Source organism: Micromonospora arida, assembly GCF_042873195.1.
GTDB classification, from domain to species: domain Bacteria; phylum Actinomycetota; class Actinomycetes; order Mycobacteriales; family Micromonosporaceae; genus Micromonospora; species Micromonospora arida.
The window spans coordinates 207,923-230,540 of sequence record NZ_JBIALC010000005.1 but is presented as its reverse complement, the minus strand read 5'-3'; the positions used below and the strand labels follow the sequence as shown (position 1 = coordinate 230,540).

At 73.1% G+C, this 22,618-nt stretch carries 24 protein-coding genes; 10 read left to right on the top strand and 14 right to left on the bottom strand.

From position 1 onward, the window contains the following. Positions 1–44: 44 nt before the first annotated feature. A complete protein-coding gene (locus tag ACFYP0_RS17920) occupies positions 45–263 on the bottom strand; it encodes a DUF3072 domain-containing protein (protein ID WP_091402204.1) in 219 nt (72 codons plus the stop codon). A gap of 104 nt (positions 264–367) precedes the next feature. Here ACFYP0_RS17920 and ACFYP0_RS17915 point away from each other — a divergent pair, with 104 nt between their 5' ends. Next, the gene (locus ACFYP0_RS17915; RefSeq protein ID WP_386996895.1) at positions 368–1,306 is read left to right on the top strand and encodes an NAD(P)/FAD-dependent oxidoreductase; all 939 of its coding nucleotides are present in this window, start codon (positions 368–370) and stop codon (positions 1,304–1,306) included. A 41-nt stretch (positions 1,307–1,347) separates the two neighbouring features. On the opposite strand, the gene ACFYP0_RS17910 is transcribed toward ACFYP0_RS17915, so the two are convergent. From ACFYP0_RS17910 to ACFYP0_RS17900, 3 genes are all read right to left on the bottom strand, one after another. Beyond that, positions 1,348–2,643 (bottom strand): cation:proton antiporter domain-containing protein, encoded by a 1,296-nt coding sequence (locus tag ACFYP0_RS17910; RefSeq protein WP_124861241.1) that lies wholly within the window; start codon positions 2,641–2,643, stop codon positions 1,348–1,350. A gap of 107 nt (positions 2,644–2,750) precedes the next feature. After that, positions 2,751–3,428 (bottom strand): HAD family hydrolase, encoded by a 678-nt coding sequence (locus ACFYP0_RS17905; protein WP_124861243.1) that lies wholly within the window; start codon positions 3,426–3,428, stop codon positions 2,751–2,753. A gap of 25 nt (positions 3,429–3,453) precedes the next feature. After that, positions 3,454–5,592, bottom strand: coding sequence for an ATP-binding SpoIIE family protein phosphatase (locus ACFYP0_RS17900; RefSeq protein ID WP_386996792.1), 2,139 nt, complete (start codon positions 5,590–5,592; stop codon positions 3,454–3,456). Positions 5,593–5,790: 198 nt separating this feature from the next. On the opposite strand from ACFYP0_RS17900, the gene ACFYP0_RS17895 reads away from it, so the two are divergent. Next, positions 5,791–6,600 carry a mechanosensitive ion channel family protein gene (locus ACFYP0_RS17895; protein ID WP_124861247.1) on the top strand — a complete coding sequence of 270 codons (810 nt, stop codon included), beginning with the start codon at positions 5,791–5,793 and terminating at the stop codon, positions 6,598–6,600. A 68-nt stretch (positions 6,601–6,668) separates the two neighbouring features. Here ACFYP0_RS17895 and ACFYP0_RS17890 read toward each other — a convergent pair whose 3' ends face one another. Further along, a complete protein-coding gene (locus tag ACFYP0_RS17890; RefSeq protein WP_112583451.1) occupies positions 6,669–7,022 on the bottom strand; it encodes a DUF6401 family natural product biosynthesis protein in 354 nt (117 codons plus the stop codon). 162 nt (positions 7,023–7,184) lie between these two features. Here ACFYP0_RS17890 and ACFYP0_RS17885 point away from each other — a divergent pair, with 162 nt between their 5' ends. After that, entirely contained in the window at positions 7,185–7,634 is a 450-nt protein-coding gene (locus tag ACFYP0_RS17885) for a hypothetical protein (RefSeq protein WP_124861249.1), read from the top strand. Here the strand turns inward: ACFYP0_RS17885 and ACFYP0_RS17880 are convergent. Further along, positions 7,631–7,840, bottom strand: coding sequence for a hypothetical protein (locus tag ACFYP0_RS17880; RefSeq protein ID WP_091401653.1), 210 nt, complete (start codon positions 7,838–7,840; stop codon positions 7,631–7,633). The genes ACFYP0_RS17885 and ACFYP0_RS17880 overlap by 4 nt on opposite strands. Before the next feature lie 158 nt (positions 7,841–7,998). Here ACFYP0_RS17880 and ACFYP0_RS17875 point away from each other — a divergent pair, with 158 nt between their 5' ends. Next, on the top strand, positions 7,999–9,279 hold the full coding sequence (locus tag ACFYP0_RS17875; protein ID WP_124861251.1) for an MFS transporter: 1,281 nt from the start codon (positions 7,999–8,001) through the stop codon (positions 9,277–9,279). On the opposite strand, the gene ACFYP0_RS17870 is transcribed toward ACFYP0_RS17875, so the two are convergent. From ACFYP0_RS17870 to ACFYP0_RS17855, 4 genes are all read right to left on the bottom strand, one after another. Continuing rightward, complete coding sequence (locus tag ACFYP0_RS17870) at positions 9,234–9,497, bottom strand: hypothetical protein (protein WP_124861253.1); 264 nt, start codon at positions 9,495–9,497, stop codon at positions 9,234–9,236. The genes ACFYP0_RS17875 and ACFYP0_RS17870 overlap by 46 nt on opposite strands. A gap of 108 nt (positions 9,498–9,605) precedes the next feature. After that, positions 9,606–10,067 (bottom strand): SRPBCC family protein, encoded by a 462-nt coding sequence (locus ACFYP0_RS17865; RefSeq protein WP_124861255.1) that lies wholly within the window; start codon positions 10,065–10,067, stop codon positions 9,606–9,608. A 52-nt stretch (positions 10,068–10,119) separates the two neighbouring features. Next, complete coding sequence (locus ACFYP0_RS17860) at positions 10,120–10,536, bottom strand: DUF2795 domain-containing protein (RefSeq protein WP_088947320.1); 417 nt, start codon at positions 10,534–10,536, stop codon at positions 10,120–10,122. A 100-nt stretch (positions 10,537–10,636) separates the two neighbouring features. Beyond that, entirely contained in the window at positions 10,637–11,623 is a 987-nt protein-coding gene (locus tag ACFYP0_RS17855; protein WP_124861257.1) for a YihY/virulence factor BrkB family protein, read from the bottom strand. A gap of 176 nt (positions 11,624–11,799) precedes the next feature. Between ACFYP0_RS17855 and ACFYP0_RS17850 the strand changes: the two genes are divergently transcribed. Then, a complete protein-coding gene (locus tag ACFYP0_RS17850; protein ID WP_124861259.1) occupies positions 11,800–12,201 on the top strand; it encodes a ChaB family protein in 402 nt (133 codons plus the stop codon). Between the two features lie 70 nt (positions 12,202–12,271). Here the strand turns inward: ACFYP0_RS17850 and ACFYP0_RS17845 are convergent, their stop codons facing one another. Beyond that, the gene (locus tag ACFYP0_RS17845) at positions 12,272–13,705 is read right to left on the bottom strand and encodes an aldehyde dehydrogenase family protein (RefSeq protein WP_386996786.1); all 1,434 of its coding nucleotides are present in this window, start codon (positions 13,703–13,705) and stop codon (positions 12,272–12,274) included. A 72-nt stretch (positions 13,706–13,777) separates the two neighbouring features. Here ACFYP0_RS17845 and ACFYP0_RS17840 point away from each other — a divergent pair, with 72 nt between their 5' ends. Continuing rightward, positions 13,778–15,385, top strand: a complete 1,608-nt coding sequence (locus tag ACFYP0_RS17840) for a phytoene desaturase family protein (protein WP_386996784.1) — start codon at positions 13,778–13,780, stop codon at positions 15,383–15,385. A gap of 128 nt (positions 15,386–15,513) precedes the next feature. On the opposite strand, the gene ACFYP0_RS17835 is transcribed toward ACFYP0_RS17840, so the two are convergent. The 3 genes from ACFYP0_RS17835 to ACFYP0_RS17825 all read right to left on the bottom strand — a co-directional run bounded on the left by ACFYP0_RS17835 (position 15,514) and on the right by ACFYP0_RS17825 (position 17,875). Then, a complete protein-coding gene (locus ACFYP0_RS17835) occupies positions 15,514–16,281 on the bottom strand; it encodes a polyprenol monophosphomannose synthase (protein ID WP_091402208.1) in 768 nt (255 codons plus the stop codon). Positions 16,282–16,430: 149 nt separating this feature from the next. Then, positions 16,431–17,432, bottom strand: coding sequence for an SDR family oxidoreductase (locus tag ACFYP0_RS17830; RefSeq protein ID WP_386996782.1), 1,002 nt, complete (start codon positions 17,430–17,432; stop codon positions 16,431–16,433). Beyond that, positions 17,429–17,875, bottom strand: coding sequence for an SRPBCC family protein (locus ACFYP0_RS17825; protein WP_124858527.1), 447 nt, complete (start codon positions 17,873–17,875; stop codon positions 17,429–17,431). The genes ACFYP0_RS17830 and ACFYP0_RS17825 overlap by 4 nt, the downstream gene beginning before the upstream one ends. Before the next feature lie 155 nt (positions 17,876–18,030). Between ACFYP0_RS17825 and ACFYP0_RS17820 the strand changes: the two genes are divergently transcribed. From ACFYP0_RS17820 to ACFYP0_RS17805, 4 genes are read left to right on the top strand one after another with little or no spacing between them, the layout of a single operon-like run. Then, a complete protein-coding gene (locus ACFYP0_RS17820) occupies positions 18,031–19,707 on the top strand; it encodes an HAD-IIIA family hydrolase (RefSeq protein ID WP_386996780.1) in 1,677 nt (558 codons plus the stop codon). After that, complete coding sequence (locus tag ACFYP0_RS17815) at positions 19,704–20,678, top strand: glycosyltransferase (protein ID WP_386996778.1); 975 nt, start codon at positions 19,704–19,706, stop codon at positions 20,676–20,678. Before ACFYP0_RS17820 ends, ACFYP0_RS17815 begins: the two co-directional genes overlap by 4 nt. Continuing rightward, on the top strand, positions 20,663–21,880 hold the full coding sequence (locus ACFYP0_RS17810) for a glycosyltransferase (RefSeq protein WP_386996776.1): 1,218 nt from the start codon (positions 20,663–20,665) through the stop codon (positions 21,878–21,880). Before ACFYP0_RS17815 ends, ACFYP0_RS17810 begins: the two co-directional genes overlap by 16 nt. Continuing rightward, positions 21,880–22,593: a D-sedoheptulose-7-phosphate isomerase gene (locus tag ACFYP0_RS17805; protein WP_386996774.1), complete on the top strand. Its 714-nt coding sequence runs from the start codon at positions 21,880–21,882 to the stop codon at positions 22,591–22,593. The genes ACFYP0_RS17810 and ACFYP0_RS17805 overlap by 1 nt, the downstream gene beginning before the upstream one ends. Positions 22,594–22,618: the final 25 nt, after the last annotated feature.

The following is a 22,618-nucleotide window of genomic DNA, read 5'->3' as shown; positions in this document are numbered from 1 at the left end:
GGCCGCAGCCCCAACGCAACGGCGTCGAGGTGCGGGGTGCGAGGTTACTGGCCTCGGCCCGTTTCGGCTTGGAGCTCGTCGATGCGCTTGGACGCCTCGGCCTTGGTCAGGTCGTCCGGGAGGTCGGCGTGGGCTTCCCGGGCCAGCGTGCTCAGGTAGGACTCCTGGGCGGCGGTCGGCGGCTCGTCCCCGGTGACCCACTCGTCCGGGTCCTTGATCGCGGCGTTCTGGTCGGCCTGCTCGGTGCGGCGGTCCGTCATCATCATCACCCTTTCTTTCGAACAGGTGTGCCAGTACCCCGATCATCGGTGGTTCATGCCCGAACTCCGCCACCTACGATCATCGGATGACGGAGGACCGGTCGAGCGTGGTGGTGGTCGGGGCGGGCATCGCCGGGGTGGCCTGTGCGGTCGAGCTGACCCGGGCCGGGGTGCCGGTGCAGGTTCGGGAGCGGGGGCACGTCTGCGGTGGCCGGATGGCCAGCAAACGCTTCCAGGGCCGGCCCGCGGACATCGGCGCCGCCTACTTCACCGCCACCGACCCGGACTTCGCCGCACTGGTCGAACAGTGGCGCGCCGCCGGGCTGGTCCGCGAATGGACCGACACCTTCCAGGCGTACGACCGGAGTGGCAACCACGAGGTGCCCGGGCCGATGCGCTTCGCCGCCCCCCGTGGGCTGCGCTCGTTGGTCGAGCACCTGGCCGGCGAGGTGCCGGTGACCGTCGACCGGCTGGTGCTCACCGTGGAACCCGGCCCGGTCGTCGACGGGCAGCCGTGTGCGGCGGTCGCCCTGGCCATGCCGGGTCCGCAGGCCGCCCTGCTGCTCGACCCGGCCCTGACCGACGCCACCCGGGTCGTACAGGCGCAACGCTGGTCGCCGTCGATGGCCGCGGTGCTGCGCTTCCCGACCCGGCGCTGGCCGGACTTCCGGGGTGCGTTCGTCAACGAGCATCCGGTCCTCAACCTCGTCTGCGACGACGGTGACCGGCGCGGTGACGGTGCGCCGGTGCTGGTCGCGCACACCGTGCCGGAGTTCGCGGCCGGGCACCTGGCCCAACCCACCGGGGCCGGCCCGGCGATCGAGCAGGCCGTCCGGGACCTGCTCGGGCTGCCCGAGCAGGCCGTCGACGTGCACGTGCACCGCTGGACGTACGCGAAGCCGACCAGCGGTGCCGGCGGCGCCACCCACCACCTCGACGCCGACGGAATCGGCCTGGCCGGCGACGCGTTCGGCAAGCCCCGGGTGCAGAGCGCCTGGCGCTCAGGCCGGGACCTGGGCCGTGCGCTGGCCGCCCGCCTGGCCTGAGCCACTGCTCAGGGGTGTTCGGGTGGCCGGAGCCCACCCGATCAGGCGTGTCCGGCTGCCGCGACGGGGCGAGCGTCGGCGTCCCGCTCGGCCGGGTCGGAGGTCCGCTCTCCCTCCCGGTCCAGCAGTTGCATGACCGGGGTCGCCGCGACGCCGTGCACCACGACGGAGACGAGCACCACCAGCCCGACGGTCGCCCAGAGCAGCTCGGCCTGCGGGAAGTCGGCCTTGGTCGTGGCGTACGCGAGGTAGTAGAACGAGCCGACGCCGCGGATGCCGAACAACGAGATGACCCAGTGCTCGGCCGGCCGTCCGGGAGCGCCGCGCAACGACAACCAGCCGATCAGCGGCCGCACCAGGAACACCAGCGCCAGCCCGACGGCGGCCGCCGGCCAGGTCAGCGGGCCCAGCAGACCACCCACGATCGCGCCGCCGAGCAGCAGCAACAGCACCAGGGTGAGCAGCCGTTCGACCTGCTCGGCGAAGTCGTGCAGCACCGAGTGGAACTCGTGGGTCCGCTCGGCGGCCCGAATGGCCCGTGCGGCAACGAACACCGCCAGGAAGCCGTACCCGCCGACCACCTCCACCAGCCCGTACGCCAGGAACGTGGCGGCCAGCGCCAGGAATCCCTCGGCGTGGCGGGCCAACCGCAGCTCACTGGGAGCGCGGAAGAACAGCTTGCCGAGCAGCCAGCCGATGAGCAGGCCACCGCCGACGCCGATGCTGATCTTCCAGAGCACGTCCACTGTGAACCACTCGGCCAACCAGTCGCTCGGGGCGAGGCTGGTCGAGGCGATGGCGATGGCCGCGTAGACGAACGGGAACGCCAGCCCGTCGTTCAGGCCGGCCTCGGAGGTCAGCGCGAAGCGGACCTCGTCCTCGGAATCCTCCGCGTCGGTCGGTTCGCCGACCTGCACGTCGGCGGCGAGCACCGGGTCGGTGGGCGCCAGCGCGGCGCCCAACAACAGCGCGGCGGCCGGCACCAGCCCCGCCCACCACCAGCCGAGCAGGGCCACCGCCGCGATGCACAGGGGCATCGCGATCGCCAGCAGCCGCCAGGTGGACGACCACCGCCGCCAGCTCAACGGCCGGTCGATCTTCAGCCCGGCGCCCATCAGCGCGACGATCACGCCGATCTCGGTGAGGTGGGTGGTCAGCTCCGGGTGGGCCAGGGGGTCCGGTGACGGCAGCCCGACCGGCAGCAGGAACACCAGCATGCCGAGGGCGAGGAAGGCGATCGGCATGGACAGTGGGCGCCGCTCCAGCACCCGCGGCAGGATGCCCGCGAGCAGGGCGCCCAGGCCCACCAGTGCGAACGCCACATCTACCGGCTCCACGGCACCACCCTTCTGCCCGCACCCGCGAGGCGCGGGCAGGTGGTGACAGTCCTTGCCCCGCAAGGGGTCCGGCTATGCGCGTAGGCGCCGGTGGACCCGAATGATCCTCATCGGAGCCGGGTGAGCGGTGAGTCCGCGAACTCGTGCAACAGCGCGGCCGGGTCGTCGTACACCGCTACGGCACCCGCGCCGGCGAGCTCGCCGCGACTGGTGCCACCGCAGGTGAGGCCCACACACGGGATGTTCAACTTCCCGGCCGCGACGACGTCCCACACCGAGTCGCCGACGAAGACCACCCGCTCGGCGGCCAACCCGGACTGCTCCAACGCGGCGACCAGGATGTCCGGTGCCGGCTTGCTCTGCTGGGCGTCCTCTGAGGAGGTGACCGTGTCGATCACGTCTTCGGCGGCCAGCGCCCGACGAAGCGCGCCCACCTCGGGTTCCGAGGCGGAGGTGGCCAGCACGACCCGCAACCCCCGCTCGGCGCAGGCCCGCAACAGGTCGGCGGCCCGGGGTAGTGGCGTGAGCCGTTCCCAGTACTCGGCGTAGAGGGTGTCGTGCGCGTCGCGCAGCTTCGAGTCGGCGTCGCGGTCCCGCTCCGGCCCGAGGAGGTGGTCCAGGAGTTTGTCCGACCCCATCCCGATCGAGCGGTGCACCACCGCCATCGGCACCGGCTGATCGGTCTGGCGTAACGCCTCCCACCAGCTCACGGTGTGCAGATAGGTGGTGTCGACCAGGGTGCCGTCGACATCGAAGAGGACCCCGGCGGGCCGGTCGGTTGCCATCGGCGTCCTCCTACTCTCGGGCGGCTCAGGGATGCGCGGCCGGCGGCGTGAGGATCTCGAACCAGACGGTGGAGCCCCGGACCGACGGGTCGGTGCCCCAGGCGTCGCTGAGTTCCTCGATCAGGCCGAGGCCGCGCCCGCGACTGCTCAACGTGTCGGTACGGGCCCGGGTCACGGTGCCCCGCGTGCCGGAATCCGCGACCGAGACGAGCAGCCGCTCGGCGCTGAGGTCGATCTCCACCCGTGCGGCCGTGCCGGCGTGCAGCAACGCGTTGGTGGTCAGCTCGCTGGTGCAGAGCACCGCCGCCCCGATCACCGACTCGGGCACCTGCCACTCGGTGAGCTGACCGGTCAGCCAATGCCGGACCCGGCTGGGCGCGGTCGGCTCGGCGGGCACCTCCATGCTCGCCGAACGACTCGGTTTGAGCGCGTGCTCGACCGCCAGCACGGCCACGTCGTCCTCCGTGCCGCCCGGGACCGCCGCGGTGGCCACCGCGCAGAGCGCACGGGGGTCGCCGCTGCCGGCCTTGGCGACGGCGTCGCTCAGGGTGGCCAGCCCGGCGCTGAGGCTCTGCCGGCGACGCTCCACCACACCGTCGCTGAACAGCAGCAGGGTGTCGCCGGGGCGGAACGGGACGGTAGTGGTGCCGGGCCGGCCGCCCAACCCCAGTGGCGGCCCGGCCGGGACGTCGACGTACTCGGCGTGGAACCGGCCATCCGGGTCACCGCGGCGGATCAACGGCGCGGGGTGACCGGCGCTGGACAGGGTCAGCTCCCGGCGCTCCGCGTCGATCACCCCGAACGCCACGGTGACGAACAGCTCGTGGGTGCCGGCCTCCGCGCCGAGGCTGGTCACCAGCCGGTCCAGGCCGGCCAGGACAGCGTCGGGCGTCGGGTCGGCCAGGGCCAGGGCGCGCAGCGCGGCCCGGACCTGCCCCATCCGCGCGGCGGCCTGCACGTCGTGCCCGGCGACATCGCCCAGCACCACGCCGAGCGAGCCGTTGGGCAGCAGGAACGCGTCGTAGAAGTCACCGCCGGCCGCGTTGCCGTCCACGCCCGGGTCGTAGCGGGCCGCGATCCGCAACCGGGGTAGATCCGGCAGGTGCTCCGGCAACATGCTGCGCTGCAACAGTTGGGCCGTGCCGTGCTGGGTCTCGAACCGGCGGGCCCGCTCGGCGGCCTGGCCGATCAGCTCGGCCGAGGCGGCAAGCAGCGCCCGTTCGGCGGGGGACCAGGTGTGCGGAACCTGGTAGCCGACCGCCAGCCCGCCGCGGACCACCGAGGTGCCCAGCGGCAGGGCCGCCATCGCGCGGACCTTCTGGTCGTGGCGGTCCACGGCGGTGTCCCGCAGCGGCTGCCCGTCGCGGGTGAACGACGGGGCTCCGGAGCGGGCCGCCTGCACCACCGGGGCCGACCAGTCCGCCGGCGCGCGCCGCCAGAGCGGGGGAAGCCTCTCGTCGGCCTCGTCCAACAACTCGCCACGGACCCGGCGCACCATGCGCCAGCCGCCGCCGCCCTCGTCGACAGCGAACGAGGCCTGGTCGGGGTCGAACGTGGTGATCGCGTACCGCAGCGCCACCCGGGCCACGTCGTCGAGGGTGAGGGTGCCCGCGAGCGCCGCGGCCACCTCGCTGAGGCTCTGCAACTGCTCGGTGACGTGGGTGGTCTCGGCCGCGACCGTCAACACGCCGACGATCTGGCCGGCGCTGTCGCGCACCGGTGAGTAGCCCCGGGTGAAGACCGCCTGCTCCACCGTCGCGGAGTGCCCACGGACCAGCGGCAGGGTGGACTCCTTCTCCAGGAAGGGCTCGCCCTGCCGGTAGCAGCGCTCGATGACCGCACCGACGCCAGGCAGCGCCCAGATCTCCGCGAACACCTCGGAGGCCGGACGACCGAGTGCGCTCGGGTGCTTGGTGCCCAGCAGTTCGGCGTAGCCGGCGTTGTAGAGCAGGACGAGGTCGTCGCCGTACGCCAGGGCCATCGGCATCGGCGAGGCGAGGACCAGCTCCACCACGGCCTGGAAGGCGACGTCCCAGTCGTCGGCCGGGCCCAGCGGCGTGTTGGCCCAGTCGTGGGCGAGCACGCCGACGGCCGGGCCGGACCCGGTGGGTGCGCCCGGGCCTGGAGTTGCTGGCGTGGGGACCCGCCTGACCGTTCCTGGCATGTTCGCAGCCTAGTCGGCCGACCGGGAAAGGCATCCGACCATGGCGGCGGGCCGTGGCCGCGTCCGTCGCGGCGGCCGTTCGGGCAGTTCAGGGCCCCTGTCCGGGGGTCTGTCGGGAAAAACGCCGCGCGCTGCGCGGAGTGCCGGACCGGTTGCCGGGTATGCGCCCGGCGCAGTCCATGCGACAGGAGGGACATCATGCTGAAAACCCTCGCGGTCCGGCAGGCCGACATCGGCGATGCCATCGCCGACACCTGGAGGTCGGTGCTGCTCTTCATCCCGAAGGCAGTGGCCTTCATCGTCATCCTCGTGGTCGGCTGGCTCATCGCCAGAGCCGTCCTCAAGATCGTGGATACGGTGCTGGAACGGGTGCGTTTCGACCAGGCGGTCGAACGCGGTGGCATCAAACGGGCCCTGGAGAGAACGAAGTACGACGCCAGCGACATTCTGGCCAGACTGGCGTACTACGCCGTACTGCTGTTCACGCTGCAGTTCGCCTTCGGAGTCTGGGGGCCCAACGCGATCAGTGACCTGATCAGCGGCGTGGTGTCCTGGCTGCCGCGCGCGTTCATCGCGATCGTCATCGTGGTGGTGGCGGCCGCGATCGCCAACGCTGTCCGGGATCTGGTCACCGGGGCGCTGGGAGGGCTCTCGTACGGCAAGGTCCTGGCCGACCTGACGGCGATCTTCATCATCGCGCTCGGTGTGATCGCCGCCCTGAACCAGGTGGGTATCGCCACCACAGTGACCACCCCGGTGCTGATCGCGGTGCTCGCCACGGTGGCCGGCATCCTGATCGTCGGCGTCGGCGGTGGTCTCGTGAAGCCGATGCAGAGACGCTGGGACGGCTGGCTGGACCGGGCGGCCCAGGAGGCTCGGGCGGTGCAGCAGCAACGTCAGGCCGCGTCGGCCGGGCGTAGCGACGTGGAGCGGCAGATGGCCGACCGCGGGGGTGACCGCACCCAGGCCATGCCTCGGGTGGACGAAACCCAGCAGTACCGCTCGTAGCGGGGCGGAACGGGCACGACGGGTGGGAGGGCGCTTCGCGTACGACGCGGGGTGCCCTCCCTCGCGTGTCAGTGCCGGTCGAGTGCGCGAGCCAGCGCGCAGACCGCGACCAGCCGGGTGAGCAGCCACTCCGGGTGGCTCCAGTCCACCGGCCCGCTGGGCGGCGTCCACCCGTGCTCCAGGGCGGCGGCGCGCACCCCCTCCGCGTAGCCGGCGAGTGCCGCGGAGGTGAGCGGGGTGCGGTCCCCGTCGAGGCTGTCCCGGACGGCCGCCGCATGTTGGTCGACGAGGGCCAGCAGCCCCGGTCGCGCGGCCGCGGCGGCGAGTCCGACAGTGCCCACGGAGACGGTGAGGGCGGCCAGGGTGGACCGCGCCGAGTCGACGGCGGTACGGGAGGCGACCCGGTTGAACGGCACACGCATGGTGACCGAGGCTAACCGACCAGTGACAGTGTCGGCCTCGTCCGCTCGGCGGATGTCGGCTGCGCCACTGGGGCGGTCGCCGCTGACCTGGGGGATTGATCCGGCACAGACGGGGCAGCAGGAGAACACCCACGGATGACGGCACCCGGCACGGAGGCACGGATGGGACAGCAGGTGGACGGACCCGACGAGCGGCACCGGCGGCCGGACGGCGTCAGCGACGCGACGGTCGCGGCGCTCGGCAAGCTCAGCGAGGCGCTGGAGTGTGTGGAGCGGGCCCGGGGGCACCTCTACTCGGTGCACCAGTTGATCGGCCATGCCGACCTGATGCTCGACGACGCGGTGGAGCAGTTTCGCGCCGCCGGGCATCCGCATCTCGCCGACCGGATAGCCACGGAGCTGCGCGGCCGCAACGTCATCGCCGGACGGTGGACGTTCCAGATCGTCGAGGACTTCGACGACGGTTACCACGCGCTGTTCCGGGAGTTGGACCAGCAGGCCCGCGACGAGTTGGTGGGTGGGCGGCGCCACCTCTACGAGGCGGAGATGAAGGAACGCCGCCGTAGCCGGGGCCGACCGGGCCACGAGGCCCGGCCGGGCGGCGGAGGCTAGTCGCTTGTCGCGTTGGCCGGGCGACGACGTGCCGCGTCGTCAGCGATGATCACGGTGGCCACCATCAGCGCGACGCAGAGGCTGAACAGCCACGACTCGTCGGCGACGAGCCAGGCGGACACGGGCGCCTGGAGCGCGGCGAGCAGGAAGCCGAGCCAGGCGAGCCGGCGCTGACGCGTGGAGAGGATTCCGGAGCCTTGATGCATCCCGAAATTCTTACGCGAACCAGCCGGCTTGCCGTCCTCCGATCGGCCGATTCTGGATGAGCTGTCCGCTTTCTCGACCGTACGGACACGACTTCTTTGCCTCGCGGGCAATCGGGTGCCGACGGCGCTAGGGTGCCCCTGCGGCAGGATGGTGACTCGTGTCCACCCTGCCCGCGCGCCCCCGCGCCGCACTGCTCCTGCTCGCGTACCTCGCGTTCGTCAGTCTCGGCCTGCCCGACGGCCTGCTCGGCGTCGGCTGGCCCTCGATCCGGGGCGACTTCGACGTGCCGACCGAGGCGGTCGGGTGGGTGCTCACCGCCGGCACCGTCGGCTACCTCACCTCCAGCGTGCTGGCCGGCTTCACGCTGGCCCGGGTCGGCGTGGGCGCCCTGCTCGCGGGCAGCACCCTGCTGGCCAGCCTGGCGCTGACCGGCTACTCGGTGAGCCCCGTGCTGGCGGTGCTGGTGGGCTGTGCGCTGCTGCTCGGGCTCGGCTCCGGTGCGGTCGACTCCGGGCTCAACGCGTACGCCGCCGGGGCCTTCGGGCCCCGCCACATGAACTGGTTGCACGCCTTCTTCGGCCTCGGCGTGGCCATCGGTCCACTGATCATGACCGCGGTGCTGAGCGCCGGCCTCGCCTGGCGTTGGGGGTACGGCATCGTGGCCGCCGCCCAACTCGTCCTCGCCGTCGCGTTCGCGCTCACCGTGCGGGCCTGGCAGCGTGGCGTTCCAGCCAGCACCGAGGCGGGTGACGCGATCCAGGCGCCGATCGTCCGGGTGCCGGTTCGGGAAACGCTGCGGCTGCCGGCGGTCTGGTCGGGGACGCTTGCCTTCGTGCTGTACGTGGCGATCGAGGTGTCCGCTGGGCTGTGGGCGTTCCTGCTGCTGACCGAGGGGCGCGGGCTCAGCGCCGCGGTGGCCGGCGGCTGCGTCTCCGCGTACTGGGGCAGCCTCTTCGTCGGCCGGATCGTGCAGGGTCTGGTGGCCGAGCGCCTGGGGGCGGGGCTGGTGCTGCGCGTCAGCCTCGCCGGGATGGCCGTCGGCGCGGCGCTGATCGCCGTGCCCGGGCCGGCCCTCCTGGCGGTGCTCGGCCTGGTCGTTGTCGGTTTCGCCGCCGCGCCGGTGTTTCCGCTGCTCACCCTCACCACCGCCGAGCGGGTCGGAGCGGCGCACGCGGACCGCGCCATCGGCCTCCAGATCGGCGCCGCGGGCATCGGCGCGGCGCTCGTCCCGGCCGGGCTGGGCGTGCTGATCGGCAACACCTCGGTGCAGGTGCTGGGGTCGGCCCTGCTGGTGCTCGCGCTGGCGCTGATCGCGCTCTACGAGTGGGGCGCCCGTCGCTCGACCGGCCGGCCCACCGGTCAGCCAGCGCCTACTCAGCCCGGCGGGGAGGGTCAGCCCGCGTCCGGGCCGGTCCGTCCGGTGGTGGACGGGCGGTAGCGGCGCTCCGGATCGGTGTCCTCCCGGCTGTTGCCCTGGGCCTGCCCCTTACGGTCGTCCGCTGCCGGCCCGTGGCCGAACGTCGCCTCTTCCCCCGCGTCGTTGCCGGTCACGTCGTCGGCCTGCCCGTCGAGGGTGGAGCCGGCCACGGCCTGCTCCAGCTCTTCCAACGGAAGCCGTTCCTCGTCCCGCCACACCCTGATGTTGTCGTCGGTCATGTCTTCAGCGGTACCCGGGCGCGATGATCGCAAACGGTGGCGTGCGACAAGGCTCGAACACGGCGATGGCCGCCAGGATTCTGGCGGCCATCGGTGTCACTGCTCAGGTCACGGCTGCGGACGGTCCACCGACCCGCGCCAGGCGCCGGTCTCCTGACCGCGTCGCTCGATGAAGGTCTTGAACCGCTCCAGGTCGCCCTTGGCGCGCCGGTCGACGATGCCGAGCTTGTCACCGGCCTGCTCGACCACCCCGTGCGGCTCGAACTCGAGCTGCAGGGTGACGCGGGTCTTGTCCTGGTCGAGTCGGTGGAAGGTCACCACGCCGGCCTGCTGGGTGCCGCCGGTGGAGCGCCAGGCGACGCGCTCGTCGGGCAGCTGCTCGGTGATCTCGGCGTCGAACTCGCGCTTCACCCCGGCGATGTCCACCGTCCAGTGGGTCATCGTGTCGGAGAGCTGCCGGACCTCCTGCACACCCTCCATGAACTCGGGGAACTCCTCGAACTGCGTCCACTGGTCGTACGCGGTGCGTACGGGTACGGACACGTCAACATGTTCGGTAACGCCACTCATCGGGGAACCTCCTTCAGTCGCCGGTGGATTGCCGGATCGGGGGCGATCCTGATCACCAGCGAGTTGTCTCGTTCTTGTTGCCCAGCGCGGCCCACACCTCGGAGACCGTCTGGTAGACGGTGCCCTCGGGCAGCCGTTCCAGCGCCGCCACGATGTCGTCCGGCGCCTCGTTCTCACGGGCGCTGGCAATGAGCACCAGACGGTCGCCCGGCAGTGCGCTCATCGAGATGAACCGGCCGAGCCGGCTGCGCTGCTCGACGTCCGTGGAGCTCATGCCCTGCGGGGTGCCGGTGCGCAGGTCGCCGGCCGGGGCGGTGGTCGTCTCCGGCTGATCCTCGCCAGCCGGTTCCGGCACCCGCGACTCGTCGACGCGAGAGCCACCGGTCCCCGGCCCCTGTACGAGGCCGCTGACCTCCTGACTCATCTGTTCGTCGATCCTCGGTCCGTGCTTGCTGTTGCCACGCTCCATGCCTTCTGCGCTACCCGGCACCCCGCTCGGTAAACCGGCACCGGGCCACGAACCGGCCCCCGGCCCGGCGGCGAACCGGACACCACGGCCGAACGGGAGCTCACTCGTCGGCAGGCTTGCGAGGCGGCAGCACCGGCTCGTCCGGGTCCGGGTCGCCGGCCTGCAACTGCCGTCCGCGCTGCACCTCGGAGTTGATCTGCACACCCAGCATCAGCGCCGAGTTGGACAGGTAGAGCCAGACCAGGAACGCGATGGCTGCTCCGAGACTGCCGTAGGTGGTGTTGTACGAGCCGAAGTTGGCCACGTAGAGGCCGAAGCCGAAGGAGGCCGCCGCCCAGGAGATCAGGGCCACCGCGCCGCCCGGGGTGAGCCAGCGGAACCGCGGCTGACGCACGTTCGGCGCGATCCAGAACAGCAGGGACAGCAGCACCATCATGATCATGGCGAGGACCGGCCACTTCGCCACGCTCCACGTCGTGCGGGCCAGGCCGCCGGCGTTGATCAGGTCGCCGACCGCATCGGTGACCGGCCCACTGACGATCAGGCCGAGGGCGACCACCGCGAGCAGCACCAGCGTGATCGCCGCCAGGCCGATCTGTAGCGGTCGAAGCCTCCAGACGGGGCGGCCCTCGGTCACCCCGTAGACGGCGTTCGAGGCCCGGGTGAACGCGCCGATGAAACCCGACGCGGACCAGAGCGCGCCGAGCAGGCCGAAGCTCAGCAGCAGCTTGGGGTTGCTCTGCTCCAGCACCACGGAACGAATCACCTTCAGCACGCCGCCCTCGTCGTCGCTGAGCACCGCCCCGGCACCGACCTGGTTGGCCAGGTCGACCACAGTGTCAAGGGTCCGCTCCCCGTCGGAGACCAGGCCGACCAGCGCCACCACCACGATGGCGGACGGAAAGAGCGCCAGCACCCCGTAGTAGGTCAGCGCGGCCGCCCAGTCGGAGCAGTTGTCGTTGACGAAGTTCTGCACGCTGCGGACCAGCACCCCGCGCCAGGTCCGCCAGCTCAACTGCCGCATCCGCCGGGGCACTCCGGTGCCCGGTGTGCCGTCGAGCGTCGTACCCGGCTCCGTGGTCGTCATGCCCGCTCCCTGCGCCCCGGCCGCCGGATGACCGGTCGTCCGGTCTGGCCTGGCTCGGCGGTACCCGGGCGGTGAAATCGACAAACCCACCCGGTACCCGGCCGGCGTCGCTAGGGTTTGCCGCCCGGTCACCGGGGAACGGTCACAGTGACCCTGTCGACACGGAGGAGGACGAGATGCCCGGGCGCGAAGACCTGCCCAGCACGCTGCGACGCTCCCCGGAGAAGGCGCAGCGCACCTGGGAGAAGACGCACGACTCGGCGGTTGAGACCTACGGCGAGGGGGAGCGGTCGCACCGCACCGCCTTCGCCGCCGTGAAGCATGAATTCGAGAAGGTGGGCGACCACTGGGAGCCGAAGGGCCGCAAGGGCCCCAGCGACCAGCAGGCCGCCGGTGGCGGGCCGGAACGGCGGGCCCCCACAGCCGGTGGCGTGGACGCCAACGCCACCAAGGACCACCTGATGTCGGTGGCCCGCAAACTCGACGTGCCCGGGCGGTCCAGCATGACCAAACCGGAACTGGTCACGGCCATCGAGAAGGCCAACGACCGCGCCACCCGCAAGGCCCGCGGCAACTGACCGCGGCCGCACCGGAGCACGACCGACGCGGTGCGGGCGGACGCGCCACCCCTGCGTCCGCCCGCACCGTTCACCAGTGCCCGCCGCCCGGCGCCTCGATGTGCACCGCCTTCGTCGCGGTGAACTCGTCCAGCAACTCCGGGCCGTACCCGAAGCCCTGCCCGCTGGCCCGGCGCGGATGCGCGGCACCCCCCGGCGCACCCCCGAACACCGCGTTGACCTTGACCGTGCCCACCGGCAGCTCCCGCCACGCCCGCTGCGCGTGACTCATCGACGCGGTCAACACCGTCGCGGCCAGCCCGTACGGGGAGTCCGCCGCGCAGCGCAGCGCCTCGTCGAACGAGTCGACGACCACCACCGGGGCGACCGGCCCGAAGGTCTCCTCCCGGACCAGCGGCATGTCGTGGCGGCAGTCGGTGACGACGGTGGCCGGGTAGAACGCCCCCGGCCCGTCCGGCACCTCGCCGCCCACCCGCACCCGTGCGCCGTCCGCCACCGCGACCGCCACCTGCCCGTGCACGTGGTCCCGGTGCCGCCGGTCGACCAGCGGGCCCAGCTCGGTGCCCGGGTCCCGGCCCGGTCCGACCCGCAGCGCTCCGGCGCGTCGTACCAGCGCGGCCACGAAGTCGTCGGCCACCTCCCGGTGCACGTAGAGCCGCTCCACCGCCACGCAGATCTGCCCGGCGTTGGCGAACGCGCCGAGCGCGGCCTGCTCAGCCGCCCACTCCGGGTCGACGCCCGCGTCCACGATCAACGGGTCACTGCCGCCGTTCTCCAGGAGCACCTTCGCGCCGGTGCGGGCCGCCGCGGCGGCGATCGCCCGCCCGGTCGCGGTGGACCCCACGTGGGCCACCACGTCGACGTCCTGCGCCGCCAGTGCCGCACCCACCTCCGGGCCGCCGGTGAGCAGTGACAACACCCCGGCGGGCAGTGCCTGGTCCAGTGCTCGGGCCAGCAGCCAACCCGTCGCCGGTGTCCGTTCGCTCGGCTTGTAGAGCACCACGTTCCCGGTCACCAGGGCCGCGCCGAGCAGTCCACAGGAGACCGCCACCGGGTCGTTCCACGGGGTGATCGCCGCGACCACCCCGCGCGGCTGCGGGGTCAGGAAGTCCAGCGCGTCGGTTTCGCCATTCAGCGTGCGCCCGCCGCGCAGCGGTGCCAGTTCCGCATACTGTCGCAGGGTGCCGATCCCCGCCTCGACGCCGCCGCGGGCGTCCGCCAACGGTTTGCCCATCTCCGCGGTGACCGCCGCCGCCAGCTCCTCGACGACCGCCTCCACCGCGTCCGCGGCCCGGTGCAGCGCGGCCGCCCGTTCCGCCGGGGCGGTCGCCGCCCACTGGGACGCTCCGTTGCGGGCCGCCTGGGTCGCCTTGCCCACCTCGTCGGCCGTGGCCACCGGCACCGTGCTCACCGGCGCGTCGTCCGCCGGGTCACGCACGACCAGTTCGCCGCCGTCGCCGCCCGCACCCCACACCCCGCCCACCAGCTGCGCAACCGTGTACATGCGGTGCCGGATGCCCGGGCCCCGGCGAGGCAAACGCGTTTCGCCCGGTTGCGCGCCGGGTAGCCGGATCCGATGACAACCACCGCCGCGCAGAGCGCGGACGCCGTCATCATCGGCGCCGGGCACAACGGCCTGGTAGCGGCCAACCTGCTGGCCGACGCCGGCTGGGACGTGGTGGTGCTGGAGGCGACCGCGGTGCCCGGCGGCGCGGTCCGCTCCGCCGAGGTCACCGCGCCCGGCTACCTCAGCGACCTCTACAGCTCGTTCTACCCCCTCGGGTACGCCTCACCGGTGCTGGGCGGCCTGGACCTGGGTCGACACGGGCTGTCCTGGCGGCACTCGCCGGACGTGCTGGCGCACCTGCTGCCGGACGGTCGAGCTGCGGTGATCAACCGGGACCCGGACGTCACGGCAGCGTCGCTGGAGCAGTTCGCCCCCGGGGACGGGAAGCGCTGGCTCAACGCGTACACCGACTGGCTCGACGTGGCCGAGCCGATGCTGGAGGCGATCACCTCGCCGTTCCCTCCGGTACGCGGCGGGCTGGGCCTCCTGCGTCGATTGCGCGTCGCCGGCGCGCTGCGACTCGCACGCCGGCTCGTCGTACCGGTCCGCAAACTTGGCGACGAACTCTTCGACGGTCCCGGCGGGCCGGCGCTGCTGGCCGGCTGTGCCCTGCACACCGACCTCTCCCCGGAGGAGGCCGGCTCCGGGGTGTACGGCTGGCTGCTGGCCATGCTCGGCCAGCAGGTCGGCTGGCCGGTGCCCGACGGCGGCGCGCAGCAGATCACCAACGCGCTGGTGGATCGGCTACAGGGGCTCGGCGGGACGATCATCTACGGCGCCCGGGCCGATCGGGTGCTCACCGCCCGGGGCCGGGCGATGGGGGTCCGAACCGTCGGCGGCGCGCTGTGGCGGGCCCGGCGGGCCGTGCTCGCCGACGTGCCGGCGCCAGCGCTCTTCCTCGACCTGGTCGGCGCGGCAGCACTGCCCTCCCGGCTGGTGGAGGACCTGGCGCACTTCCGGTGGGACGGCTCCACGCTGAAGGTGGACTGGGCGCTCTCCGCGCCGGTGCCCTGGACGAACCGGCAGCTGGCCGGCGCCGGCACCGTGCACCTCGGGGCTGACCTGAACGGGCTCACCCACTACGCCAGCGAGTTGGCCCGTGGCGAGCTGCCCCGCGACCCGTTCCTGCTGGTCGGGCAGATGTCGGTGGCGGACCCGAGCCACTCCCCGCCGGGCACCGAGTCGCTCTGGTCGTACACCCATCTGCCGTTCCGGCGGGACTGGCGGGCCGAGGAGGTCGCCGGGCACGTGCAGCGGATGGAGGACGTGCTGGAGGCGGCGGCCCCGGGTTTCCGGAGCCTGATCGTGGGCCGGCACGTGGCCGGGCCGGCCGACCTGGAGAAGGGCAATCCGAGCCTTGTCGGTGGCACGCTCGGCGGCGGGACCGCCGCCGCGTACCAGCAGCTCTTCCTGCGACCGATCCCTGGCCTGGGCCGGGCGGACACCCCGGTGGACCGGCTCTTCCTGGCGAGCGCGTCGGCGCACCCCGGCGGCGGTGTGCACGGCGCACCGGGCGCGAACGCGGCCCGCGCCGCGCTGGCCCGCGACCGCGCGCTCACCGGCCGCGCCTACGCCGCAGCCATCTCCACCGCCCACCGCGCCATCTACCCCGACTGACGTCCACCCACCCACCCACCACCGTGGCTCCCGGTGATCAAGAGGTTTGCGTCGTCAGCGTCGGCGGATCTGACGCAAACCCCTTGATCACCCAGGCGGGGTGGGGCGGGGGTGGGGGTTGGGTGGGGTTAGCGGGTGATGTTGCGGTGCTTGCTGCGGAGGCGGAAGGGCATGAGCGCGCTCTCCACCTTGGTCGCGGTGGTCATCTTGGAGACGCCGTCGCGCCGCTCCTCGAAGCGGATCGGCACCTCCAGGATGGTGTGCCCCAGCTTGGTGGCGAGGTAGTGCATCTCCACCTGGAAGCTGTAGCCGTTGGACTGCACCCGCTCCAGGTCGATGTCGCGCAGGGCTTCGGCCTGCCAGATCTTGAAGCCGGCGGTGAGGTCCCGGATGCGTACCCGCAGCAGGGTGTGCACGTAGAGGTTGGCCCAGCCACTGAGCGCCCGGCGGTAGAGCGGCCAGTTCTCGTCCAGCTCGCCGCCGGGCACGTACCGGGAACCGATCACCACGCTGGCCTGGGTGGAGAGCAGCGCGCCGAGCATTCCCGGCAGCGCCTCGGGCGGGTGCGAGAGGTCGGCGTCCATCTGCGCCACGTACTCGGCGCCGCCCTCGATCGCCCGGGTCATCCCGTCCACGTACGCCCGGCCGAGGCCCTCCTTGCCGGCGCGGTGCACGACCTCGATCCGGTCGGGGTGCTCGATGGCCAGCTTGTCCGCCACCTCCCCGGTGCCGTCGGGGGAGTTGTCGTCGGCGACGAGGATGCGCAGCCCCGGCAGCGGCAGCGCGAGCAGCCGCTCGACCAGCGCCGGGAGGTTGCCCGCCTCGTTGTACGTGGGCACGACGACGGTCAGGCGTGCGTCCCGCCACGGCGTCGGCAACTGCACCGGCTTGATCATGTCGGTCATCCTCGGTTTGCGGACAAGGGTCATGGAAAGGGTATCTAGTTCCCGCATTCGGTCCGAGGGAGGCACCCCTTCCGGGCGATGCGGACCCTCGGCGCCCACCCCGCGCGGGCGTCAAAGCCCTGGTCAGGGGCTTGCGCTGGTCAGTGACGGCGGCGAGCGACAGCGCTGAGGGCGAGCGCCGCGACGGCGAGTGCGACACCGGAGAGCGCCGGTTTGTGCGTGCCGACCCAGAGCGCCGCGGAACGGTCACGCGCCTGTTCGCGGAACACACCCGCTGCGCCCCGGTCCGTGTGTGCATCACCGGGGTTGTCCAGATTGTCCCGCCAGGTCGCCGGATCGATCTCCTCACCGGTCTGCTGGCTGTCGTAGCCGTCGCGGGCAAGCTTGCGGTCCAGCAGGCCGGGGAACAGGGCGTCGCCCACCCGTGCCTGCCAGGTCGGGCCACCCACGTTCAGCTCCCTGGTGCCGCGGTCGGCGGCCCAGACGATGGCCCGGGCGGCCAGCTCCGGAGTGAAGATCGGTGGCACCGGCTGCGGATGCCGGGGCAGCCGGGTGCGGACCCAGGAGAACTGCGGCGTGTTGACCGCGGGCAGCTGGACCATGGACAACTTCACCCCCGGGCAGTCGTGCAGCAGCTCGGCGCGCAGCGAGTCGTTGAACCCCTGGACGGCGTGCTTGCTCGCGCAGTACGCCGACTGCAGCGGGATCCCCCGGTAGGCCAACGCCGAGCCCACCTGCACGATCGTGCCCCGCCCGTGCGCCCGCATGTGCCGCAGCGCGGCGAGGGTGCCGTGCACAGTGCCCAGGTAGGTGACCTCGGTGACCCGACGGAACTCGCGCGCCGGAATCTCCCAGGCCGGCGCGAACACCGACGCCATCGCGTTGTTGATCCACACGTCGATGCCGCCCCAGCGGTGCACCACGTCGTCGGCGGCCTGCTGCACCGCGCCCGCGTCGGCCACGTCGACCCGGTACACCCGCACGTCGGTCGCGCCGCGCAGTCGGCACTCCCGCTCGGCGGCGACCAGACCCGCCTCGCCCCGAGCCAGCAGCGCCAGCCGGGCGCCGCGCTCCGCGTACGCGTGGGCGACGGCGCGGCCGACGCCGGCACTCGCGCCGGTCACCACCACGGTCCGGGTCACGAGGACCCCTTCTGTCGGGTGGCGATGTCGGAGAGGCGGGCCAACGTCTCCCGGTTACGCCGGTGCAGCACCAGATCGTTGACCTTGTTGTGGACCCAGCGCAGCGGGCCGGCCGCGAAGTCCTCCCCGATGCGGACCCGGGTGGCGCCCTCGCCCACCGGTTGCAGGGTGAAGGCCACTATCGCCTCGCCCGCCGGCCAGAGCCCGGCCCTCAACACGAGCCGGTGCGGCGGTTCGCAGACCAGCACCGTCGACGCGTCCTGCAACGAGAACGGCCACGGCCCGGCCCGGTGGTGAAGTTGGCTGCCCACCCGAGGCCAGGCGTCGTCCACGTCCCGCACGTGTGCGGTGCCCACCACCCAGTCGCTGTACGTCCATCCGTCCGCCAGCACGTCGAACACCTGCTGCGGGGAAGCGTCGATCACTTTCTCCACAATCGCCACCGGGATCCCATACCCGGAGCACGGCACGGGCTAACGGGTGACCGGTTAGCTTCTCTTCGACGGCGGGTAAGGCCGACCCGGGGCGTCGCTGGCGGCGCTGCCCCACCGCCTCCGCGACGACGTTTACTCCTCGGGGCGCAGGGAACCCGCCGCCTGTGCGACAGGACCAGGAGGATCCGTATCAGCGCAGGTCAGCCCAGGTGTACGCCGCTGCTGACCGCGCCGGTTCCGGGTCTGTCGCAAGCCCCCGGCCCGTGCTCTACGACGCGGTGCTGCTGGACCGCGACGGCACCCTGATCGAGGACGTGCCGTACAACGGCGACCCGGAGAAGGTGCGGCCGGTGCCGGGCGCGCGGGCGGCGCTGGACCGGCTGCGCGCGGCCGGGTTGCGGCTGGCGGTCGTCACGAACCAGTCGGGCCTGGCCCGGGGCTACTTCACCGGCGAGCAGATGCGGGCGGTGCACGCCCGCGTCGAGGAACTGCTGGGCAGGTTCGACGCGTGGCTGGTCTGCCCGCACGACGACGCCGACGGCTGTGACTGCCGCAAGCCGGCGCCGGGCCTGGTGTACGCCGCCGCCCGCGAGCTGGGCACGACGCCGTCCCGCTGCGTACTCGTGGGCGACATCGGCCGGGACGTCGGCGCCGCCATGGCCGCCGGGGCCGCGGGGGTGCTGGTGCCCACCCCGGTGACCCGGCCGGAGGAGGTCGCCGCCGCCGGGTGGGTGGCCACCGATCTGCCGGCGGCGGTCGCGGAGATCCTGCGCCGTCAACAGGCCGTGCAGCCCTCGACCCCGCCCACCGAACCGGTACGGACGGCGCTCGTGGTCCGCTCGGACTCGGCGGGTGACGTGCTGGTCACCGGCCCGGCGATCCGTGCCGTCGCGGCCGGAGCGGAGCGGGTGGTACTGCTGTGCGGGCCGCGCGGTCGGGCCGCCGCCAACCTGTTGCCCGGCGTCGACGAGATCATCGAGCATCCGCTGCCGTGGATCGACCCCGCGCCGGGGCCGGTCGACCCGGAGGCCATGCGGAGCCTGTCCGCGCGGCTGGGCGCGGTCGGCGCGGACCAGGCGGTGGTGTTCACCTCGTTCCACCAGTCCGCCCTGCCGCTGGCGCTGCTGTTGCGGATGGCGGGGATCGACCGGATCGCGGCGATCAGCGACGACTATCCGGGCTCCCTGCTGGACGTCCGGCACCGGGTGCCGGTGGGCGTCCCCGAACCCGAACGTGCCCTTTCCCTGGCCGCCGCCGCCGGCCACCGGCTGCCCGACGGCGACGAACCGGTCCTGCGGTTGCGCCGAGACGCCGTGCCACCGCGCCCGGCCGACGTCGGCGATCCGGGGTACGTGGTGCTGCACCCCGGGTCGGCCGCGTCGAGCCGGGCCTGCCCGCCCGAGGTGGCTACCCGGATCGTCGGGGCGCTGGCCGACGCCGGGCACCGGGTGCTGGTCACCGGCGGCCCGGACGAGCGCGCGGTCACCGCCCGGGTCGCCGCAGCCGGCGGCACCGACCTGGGCGGCCGCACCGACCTGGCCGGGCTGGCCGCGATCGTCGCGGACGCCAGCGCGGTCGTGGTCGGCAACACCGGGCCCGCGCACCTGGCCGCCGCCGCCGGTGTGCCGGTGGTGAGTCTCTTCGCGCCGACCGTCCCGTTCGGCCAGTGGGGGCCCTACCGGGTGCCGACCGTCCGCCTCGGCGACGCCGCCGCTCCCTGCCGGGACACCCGGGCGGCCAGTTGCCCGGTGCGCGGGCATCCCTGTCTCAGTGGCGTCGACCCGGGCGACGTGCTCGACGCGCTCCGGACCCTCGCCGTCAGCGGTGGTGGCGGCCGATGAACATCCTGCTCTGGCACGTGCACGGCTCCTGGACCACGTCGTTCGTGCACGGCAGCCATCGCTACCTGATTCCCACCACACCCGACCGGGGCCCGTACGGCCTCGGCCGGGCCCGCACCTACCCGTGGCCGGACAGCGCGGTCGAGGTCAGCCCGGAGGAGCTGCCGAACGCGGACGTCGACCTGGTCATCCTGCAACGCCCCGAGGAGATCGACCGGGCCGAGCAGTGGCTTCGTCGCCGCCCCGGCCGCGACCTTCCCGCGATCTACGTCGAGCACAACACCCCCAAGGGCGACGTGCCGAACACCCGCCACCCGATGGCCGACCGCGACGACCTGCTCGTCGCCCACGTCACCGGGTTCAACCAGATCTTCTGGGACACCGGCGCCACCCGCACCACAGTGGTCGACCACGGCATCGTCGCACCCTCCGCGTCCTACACCGGCGAGCTGGACCGGCTCGCCGTGGTGATCAATGAGCCGGTACGGCGAGGTCGGGTCACCGGCACCGACCTGCTGCCCCAGTTCGCCGAGATCGCGCCGCTGGACGTGTTCGGCATGGGCGTCGCCGGCCTGGCCGACCACCTCGGGCTGCCCGCCGACCGGCTGACCAGCCACGACGACGTGCCCCAGGAGCGGATGCACACCGAACTGGCCCGGCGGCGGGCGTACCTGCACCTGTGCCGGTGGACCTCCCTCGGGCTCAGCCTCATCGAGGCGATGGCGATCGGCATGCCGGTCGTCGCGCTCGCCACCACCGAGGCGGTGATGGCGGTGCCCCCGGAGGCGGGGGCGCTCGCCACCCGGACCGACACCCTGCTCGACGCCGCCCGCCGGTTCATCGCCGAACCGGCTACCGCGCGGCAGGCCGGAGCGGCGGCGCGAACCGCCGCGCGCGACAGGTACGGCCTCGACCGTTTCCTCGCTGACTGGGACCGGCTGCTGGAGGAGGAAGTATGCGGATCGCGATGATCTCGGAGCACGCCAGCCCGCTCGCCGTCCTCGGAGGGGAGGACGCCGGCGGCCAGAACACGCACGTCGCGGAGCTGTCCGCCGCGCTCGCCGCCGCCGGGCACGAGGTGCGGGTCTACACCCGCCGCGACGCGCCCGACCTGCCGGTGACCGTCCGCAGCCCGGACGGGTACGACGTGGTGCACGTGCCGGCCGGCCCGGCCGAGCCGGTGGCCAAGGACGCGCTGCTGCCGCACATGCGGGAGTTCAGCAACTGGCTGATCGAGCGGTGGCGCGGCGGCGACTGGGTGCCCGAGGTGATCCACGCGCACTTCTGGATGAGCGGACTGGCCGGGCTGACCGCCGGCCGGCAGACCGGGGTGCCGGTGGTGCAGACGTACCACGCGTTGGGCACTGTGAAGCGCCGCTACCAGGGTGTGCAGGACACCAGCCCGGCCCGCCGGATCTCCTACGAGCGGGAGCTGGGCCGCTCGGTGGACCGGATCGTCGCGCAGTGCCGCGACGAGGTGGGCGAACTGGTCCGGATGGGTGTGCCCCGGTCCCGGATGACAGTGGTGCCCTCCGGGGTCAACCTCGCCACCTTCGCCCCGCTCGGGCCGGCCGCCGACCGGGAACCGGGACGGGCCCGCATCCTCACCGTGGGTCGGCTGGTCGAGCGCAAGGGCTTCCAGACCGTGGTCCGCGCGATGGAGCTGGTCCCGGACGCCGAGTGCGTGGTCGTCGGCGGCCCACCCGAGGGGCTGTTGGAGACCGACCCGTACGCCCGCCGGCTGCGGGCCCTCGCGGAGTCGTGCGGCGTGGCCGACCGGGTGCACCTGGCCGGCGCGGTGCCCCGGGAGGAGATGGGCCGCTGGTACCGCTCGGCGGACCTGCTGGTCGCGGCGCCCTGGTACGAGCCGTTCGGGTTGACCCCGCTGGAGGCGATGGCCTGCGGGGTGCCGGTCGTCGGCACGGCCGTCGGCGGTATCCGGGACACCGTGGTCGACGGGACGACCGGTGACCTCGTGCCGGCCCGGGACCCGCACGCGCTGGCCGCCGCGATCCAGGGGTTGCTCGACGACCGGATCAGGCGTTTCGCGTACGCGACGGCGGCGCGTGAGCGGGCCCGGGAACGGTACTCGTGGGCGGCCACCGCCGAGCGGCTGGTCGAGGTCTACAGCGAGGTGGCCGCCGTGCGCCGGCCGACCCGGGTGGTGGCCTGATGCCGACGGGCAGCCTGCTCGACACCCATCTGACGAATCTCGCGGCGGCGCTGGTGCCGTACCGACGGTGTGAGCGACAGCTGGCGCGCTGGGGCGCGGACCTGGCCCACCGGCTGGCCGCCGGGGGTCGCCTGCTGGTGGCCGGCAACGGCGGCAGCGCCGCCGAAGCCCAGCACCTCACCGCCGAGCTGGTCGGCAAGCTGCACGACGACCGCCAGCCGCTGTCCGCGATCGCGCTGCACGCCGAGACGAGCGCGCTCACCGCCATCGCCAACGACTACGGCTACACCGACGTGTACGCCCGCCAGGTGCGTGCCCACGGCCGCCCGGGCGACATCCTGCTGTTGCTGAGCACCAGCGGGACCAGCCCCAACCTGGTCGCCGCCGCACAGGCGGCCCGCGACGTCGGGGTGACCACCTGGGCGCTCACCGGCGCCGCCCCCAATCCGCTCGCCGACGCCTGCGACGACGTGCTGGCCGTCGCGTCCCCGGACACCCAGGTCGTCCAGGAGCTGCACCTGGTGACCAGTCATCTGCTCTGCGAGTACCTCGAACAGGAGTTGCCTGCCGCGCTGGCGGCAGCCGCCGATCCGGCGGTCGTTCGATCCGTGCCCGGGGAGCCCGCACCGGCCGGTCGGCTGCCTGCCGCGCCGGTACGCACCGGGGTCGAGGTGGTGCTCGACGGCGGGCCCGGACAGCAGGTCGACGCGTGAGCCGGACAGCAGGTCGACGCGCGAG

What these genes read in the sequence shown, in the direction of transcription:
- ACFYP0_RS17835 (WP_091402208.1), bottom strand. Translation starts at nt 16,281, where the DNA reads ATGATCAAGCCGGTGCAGTTGCCGACGCCGTGGCGGGACGCACGCCTG.
- ACFYP0_RS17865 (WP_124861255.1), bottom strand. Translation starts at nt 10,067, where the DNA reads ATGAGTGGCGTTACCGAACATGTTGACGTGTCCGTACCCGTACGCACC.
- ACFYP0_RS17860 (WP_088947320.1), bottom strand. Translation starts at nt 10,536, where the DNA reads ATGGAGCGTGGCAACAGCAAGCACGGACCGAGGATCGACGAACAGATG.
- ACFYP0_RS17845 (WP_386996786.1), bottom strand. Translation starts at nt 13,705, where the DNA reads ATGTACACGGTTGCGCAGCTGGTGGGCGGGGTGTGGGGTGCGGGCGGC.
- ACFYP0_RS17850 (WP_124861259.1), top strand. Translation starts at nt 11,800, where the DNA reads ATGCCCGGGCGCGAAGACCTGCCCAGCACGCTGCGACGCTCCCCGGAG.
- ACFYP0_RS17905 (WP_124861243.1), bottom strand. Translation starts at nt 3,428, where the DNA reads ATGGCAACCGACCGGCCCGCCGGGGTCCTCTTCGATGTCGACGGCACC.
- ACFYP0_RS17895 (WP_124861247.1), top strand. Translation starts at nt 5,791, where the DNA reads ATGCTGAAAACCCTCGCGGTCCGGCAGGCCGACATCGGCGATGCCATC.
- ACFYP0_RS17815 (WP_386996778.1), top strand. Translation starts at nt 19,704, where the DNA reads ATGAACATCCTGCTCTGGCACGTGCACGGCTCCTGGACCACGTCGTTC.
- ACFYP0_RS17840 (WP_386996784.1), top strand. Translation starts at nt 13,778, where the DNA reads ATGACAACCACCGCCGCGCAGAGCGCGGACGCCGTCATCATCGGCGCC.
- ACFYP0_RS17880 (WP_091401653.1), bottom strand. Translation starts at nt 7,840, where the DNA reads ATGCATCAAGGCTCCGGAATCCTCTCCACGCGTCAGCGCCGGCTCGCC.
- ACFYP0_RS17870 (WP_124861253.1), bottom strand. Translation starts at nt 9,497, where the DNA reads ATGACCGACGACAACATCAGGGTGTGGCGGGACGAGGAACGGCTTCCG.
- ACFYP0_RS17885 (WP_124861249.1), top strand. Translation starts at nt 7,185, where the DNA reads ATGGGACAGCAGGTGGACGGACCCGACGAGCGGCACCGGCGGCCGGAC.
- ACFYP0_RS17810 (WP_386996776.1), top strand. Translation starts at nt 20,663, where the DNA reads ATGCGGATCGCGATGATCTCGGAGCACGCCAGCCCGCTCGCCGTCCTC.
- ACFYP0_RS17855 (WP_124861257.1), bottom strand. Translation starts at nt 11,623, where the DNA reads ATGACGACCACGGAGCCGGGTACGACGCTCGACGGCACACCGGGCACC.
- ACFYP0_RS17900 (WP_386996792.1), bottom strand. Translation starts at nt 5,592, where the DNA reads ATGCCAGGAACGGTCAGGCGGGTCCCCACGCCAGCAACTCCAGGCCCG.
- ACFYP0_RS17890 (WP_112583451.1), bottom strand. Translation starts at nt 7,022, where the DNA reads ATGCGTGTGCCGTTCAACCGGGTCGCCTCCCGTACCGCCGTCGACTCG.
- ACFYP0_RS17920 (WP_091402204.1), bottom strand. Translation starts at nt 263, where the DNA reads ATGATGACGGACCGCCGCACCGAGCAGGCCGACCAGAACGCCGCGATC.
- ACFYP0_RS17805 (WP_386996774.1), top strand. Translation starts at nt 21,880, where the DNA reads ATGCCGACGGGCAGCCTGCTCGACACCCATCTGACGAATCTCGCGGCG.